Annotated in this window: 4 protein-coding genes and 2 pseudogenes; 4 read left to right on the top strand and 2 right to left on the bottom strand. The window is 66.7% G+C overall.

The annotated features are described in order from the left end of the window. From LQV45_RS19750 to LQV45_RS19735, 4 genes and pseudogenes are all read left to right on the top strand, one after another. Nucleotides 1–392, top strand: a pseudogene (locus LQV45_RS19750) (cation transporter); the annotation flags it as partial. Nucleotides 393–506: 114 nt separating this feature from the next. Continuing rightward, on the top strand, nucleotides 507–1,421 hold the full coding sequence (locus tag LQV45_RS19745; protein ID WP_230008467.1) for an alpha/beta fold hydrolase: 915 nt from the start codon (nucleotides 507–509) through the stop codon (nucleotides 1,419–1,421). Nucleotides 1,422–1,573: 152 nt separating this feature from the next. Continuing rightward, complete coding sequence (locus LQV45_RS19740; RefSeq protein WP_230008466.1) at nucleotides 1,574–2,179, top strand: PadR family transcriptional regulator; 606 nt, start codon at nucleotides 1,574–1,576, stop codon at nucleotides 2,177–2,179. A 237-nt stretch (nucleotides 2,180–2,416) separates the two neighbouring features. Beyond that, entirely contained in the window at nucleotides 2,417–2,593 is a 177-nt protein-coding gene (locus tag LQV45_RS19735) for a CsbD family protein (RefSeq protein ID WP_223914801.1), read from the top strand. 80 nt (nucleotides 2,594–2,673) lie between these two features. On the opposite strand, the gene LQV45_RS19730 is transcribed toward LQV45_RS19735, so the two are convergent. Continuing rightward, the gene (locus tag LQV45_RS19730) at nucleotides 2,674–3,612 is read right to left on the bottom strand and encodes a 5'-3' exonuclease (protein ID WP_230008465.1); all 939 of its coding nucleotides are present in this window, start codon (nucleotides 3,610–3,612) and stop codon (nucleotides 2,674–2,676) included. 172 nt (nucleotides 3,613–3,784) lie between these two features. Continuing rightward, nucleotides 3,785–4,053, bottom strand: a pseudogene (locus tag LQV45_RS19725) (CHAD domain-containing protein); the annotation flags it as partial.

Genomic DNA, 4,053 nt, shown 5'->3' with positions numbered 1-4,053 from the left:
GCATATGGCTCGGATTTCCGCTTGCAGATCCGATCGTGGGCCTGCTCATCTCCGCAGCCATCGCCGTGCTCCTCTGGGGAACCATTCGCGACATCGGGCGCAGGCTCATGGACGGCGTGGACCCGAACCTTACGGAACGCCTGGCGGCGGTTGTCACTGCCCACGCCCCCGCGGGCGCAACATCCCGGCTGCGCTGGTCCGGCCACCGGCTTCACGTCGAGGTCTCCATCCCCCTGACCACGATCACCGACCTGGGCGAACTTGCCACAATCCACGACGAAATCGAGCACGCCACCCGCCACGCACTCCCGAACGTGGGATCCGTGACAACGGTCCCCACGTTCGGCCAGGCCGCGACGGCCGGACCACCGCCTCCCCCGAGCCACGGATAACGGCGGCCTCGGAGGCCCTGATCCGCACCGGCCTCCACCGCCTCGAGCCTCGCGTCCGGTCCTGCACCCCCGCCGCTCCGAATCACCTTCAAAGACCACGAACAGAAGGTGACCATGGGTGTTCAGCAGGAAACCGCAAGTACGGGGGCTGCCACGCTGCGGCGGCGCACCCTTGCCACGGAGCTGGGCCCCTGCACGGTGCATGTCCAGGAAGGCACCGGAGGCCCGCACGCCGTATCCGGGACGGCGGATGTCTACCTCCACGGCGCCGCGGGCTCCTGGACGTCCTTCCGGGAGCTTCTTCACCCGGCAGCGGCACATGACCGGGTGCTGATAGACCTGCCGGGCTGGGGCGAGTCCACGCAGGACGCCCGGATGGCGAATTTGAGCATCGAAGCGATGGCACGCGCCGTCACCGGTACTTTGACCTCGCTCGGCTACCGGCGGTGGAACCTGGTGGGCCACTCCATGGGAGGCTTCCTGGCATTGCACATCGCCGCGGCGTGGCCCGGGCGGACCGCCAGCGTGACCGCGATTTCGGCGACCACGTTCGGCGTGTCCGAAGCGGCCGGCAAGCCACTGCGCAGCCTGTTCCGGTTCCCGATGTTTCTGGGCATGCTGCTGGCCATGCGCGCCGCAGCAGCCCTCGGCCCGGCAGGGCCCGCGCTGGTCCGTGCAATCGGGTCTACCGCCGTGATGCGGCCGCTGTTGTCCCCGTTTTTCGCAGAACCCGCATCCATCTCCGCGGGGGTGCTTAGAGGGCTTGGCGAGGACGCCCGGCCGGCATGTTTCTCCGCGGCAGCCCGGGCCGCGGCGCACTACGATTTTGGCCAGTGGCGGGGCATTTTGTGTCCGGTGCTGGCGATCCGCGGGGACAGCGATGTGTTCACTCCACCCTCCGACCTGCTCCGGCTGGCCGCGATAATCCCACGCGTCCAGACGGTGACACTCCCGCATTGCGGCCACTTCGCGAACATCGAACGGCCCGAGCATGTGCAACGGCTGCTCGATGACCTGCTGTATCCGTGACCTGTACGGCAGCGGCTGGCAGCGTCCGTGAGTCAGCGGACGCCGGGGTGAATCGACTCTTGACCGCCGATACTCACCGATATATCGTTAATTATCGCCGAACAATCGGCGACCATTATTGATTTCAACTGATTGGGAAGGTCGATGCCGCTATGAAAGGCATGCATGACGAAAAATTCACGGACGGCGGACCCGCCCAGGCACGCTTCGGGCGCGGCAGGAGCCGCCGCGGCCCCCACGGACACGGTGGTTTCGGACCGGGCCGCGGGTTTGGACCGGGTTTCGGACCGGGCTTCGGACCGGGTTTTGGCCCCGGCGGGTCGCGGCGGGCCAGCAGGGGCGATGTTCGTTCGGCGATTCTGTCCCTCTTGGCCGAATCACCGTCCAACGGCTACGGGCTGATCAAGACCATTGCGGAAAAAACCTCGGGCGCCTGGCGTCCGAGCCCGGGGTCCGTCTACCCGACGCTCCAGCAGCTCGTCGATGAAGAGCTCATTGCGCCCGTAGGCGATGGCCGCCGCACCGAGTTCACCCTCACCGATGCGGGCAAGGCCTACGTGGCCGATCACGCCGAGGAGCTGGGGAACGCCTGGAACACCGACCCGGAGGGATCCGGGCCGGCGTTTCACCAAAGCGTCGGAAAACTCATGGGAGTCATCCACCACTTCCGCTTCTCGGCAACCGAGGAACAACGCAGTGCCGCAATGACGGTAATCGATGACACCCGCCGCGCGCTCTACCGCATTCTTGCCGACTAACACCGCCGCTTCTGCCGGCGCACTGCCACCGCTGCCAATGGTCCGTGCCCGAACAACTCCGGATGGCGGCATTTGTATTCTGGAACCGTGATCGCCTGACCTGGATTGTTGTCCCGACGCCGGGAATGGCCCGGACCAACCCAAACGGCCCCCGCTTTCCACGGTTCCGTCCCTACAATTAAGTGTGGCCTCCATGGCATTCACGTCGCGGGGGCGACACAAATAAGGAGGTTCATCATGGGCCTGAGTGACAAGATCCACAATGCCGCCGAGAAACTCCACGGCAAAGGCAAAGAGGCGGCCGGCAAAGCCACCGGCGACGACAAGATGAAGGCCGAGGGCAAGAGCCATCAGGTCAAAGCAGACCTGAAGCAGGCCGGCGAAAAGGTCAAGGACGCTTTCAAGAAACACTGAAAACAGGCCGCCGGAGGGCGGAGGTGCGGTCCGGATCGCGCCTTCGCCCCGGCATTTGCCCACACACCCCAGGGACTTCCCTAGCGACGCAGGTCGAATGCCTCAAGGAGCCGGCTGACCGAACCGCCGAGGTTCCATTCTGTGGCGAGACGCTCAAGCTCGGCCCGCGAACCGCCGGAGACAGGGCGCAACTGCGCGCCTGCCTCCTCAAGCGTCGGCAGTTCCAGGTCTCGCACGATCTTCACGACGGTGGGCGCGACCGTGAGGTAGTCCGCCGCCGCGGCGAGTTTGGACCGCACTGCGGTGGACAGCCCGCTCCCTGCGTCCGCGGCAGCCGCGAGCAGCCCGTCGAGCGTGCCGTACTCGCCGAGCAGCGACGCGGCGGTCTTCTCCCCGATGCCGGCGACGCCTGGCAGCCCGTCGGAGGTGTCGCCGCGCAGGGTCGCGTAGTCGGCATACTGCACGGGCAGCACACGGTACTTGCCGACGACGTCGGCGTCGGTCAGGACTTCGAGGTTCTTCATGCCGCGCGCGGTGTAGACCACCCGCACCTGACGGGCGTCGTCGACGATCTGGAAGAGGTCGCGGTCGCCCGTCACCACGTCGACCGGAAGCTCGGCGTGGCTGGCGTAGGTGCCGATGACGTCGTCGGCCTCGTGGTCGGCAGCCCCGACGACGGCGATGCCGGCGAGCTCGAGCACGCGGCGGATCATCGGAATCTGCGCCTCGAGCGCGTCCGGCACCACCTCCACATCGGGGGCGCCTGCCACCTCCTCGGCGACCCGATGCGCCTTGTAGCTCGGGATGAGGTCTACCCGCCACTGCGGGCGCCAATCGTCGTCCCAGCACGCGACGAGATGCGTCGCACCGTAGTCGGTGGTGAGCCGTGCGATCATGTCGAGCAGCCCGCGAACAGCGTTTACCGGGGTGCCGTCGGCGCGGCGGATCGTGTCGGGCACGCCGTAGAACGCGCGAAAGTACAGCGACGCGGTGTCGAGGAGCATCAGGCGGTCGGTCATGACTGATCCTGACACGGATGCGCCCGCTGGCGGTGGAACGTCACGGTCCATCTTCGGAGGGCACAAAGTAATGCTGGCGTCGCTGAGGTCCCCCAGGCACTGGGCATGAACGAACACGGCCGCGAGGTCCTCAGCTTCATCGACGGCGATGCAGCACTCGACGCGTCCAGGATCAGGGTCGCAGCCGCAAGCGGCGAAGCTTCTTCCCTGCCTTGCGGGCTTTGTTCTCCGTCTTCCGGGCAATGCGTTCTTCCATCTCCAGCAAACCCTCGAAGCCGAGGTCGGTATCGGCGGGCCGGTCCGGGGTGGCCGCGAGTCTGCGCAGGAGGGCGGTCGCCATGACGCTGTCCTGATGGTCGCCGAGCACTGTCTGGAGCCGTCCGGCCGCTTTGGTGAGTTTGGCGGCGCGCTTGCCGTGGATCTCCAAGACCGACTCACCCG

Source organism: Microbacterium sp. Bi128 (genome assembly GCF_918698205.1).
Note: the sequence above shows the minus strand (reverse complement) of the source record. Positions and strands in the feature narration are given on the sequence as shown.

Coding starts and splice junctions, on each gene's coding strand:
- LQV45_RS19740 (WP_230008466.1), top strand. CDS start 1,574: ATGAAAGGCATGCATGACGAAAAATTCACGGACGGCGGACCCGCCCAG.
- LQV45_RS19735 (WP_223914801.1), top strand. CDS start 2,417: ATGGGCCTGAGTGACAAGATCCACAATGCCGCCGAGAAACTCCACGGC.
- LQV45_RS19730 (WP_230008465.1), bottom strand. CDS start 3,612: ATGACCGACCGCCTGATGCTCCTCGACACCGCGTCGCTGTACTTTCGC.
- LQV45_RS19745 (WP_230008467.1), top strand. CDS start 507: ATGGGTGTTCAGCAGGAAACCGCAAGTACGGGGGCTGCCACGCTGCGG.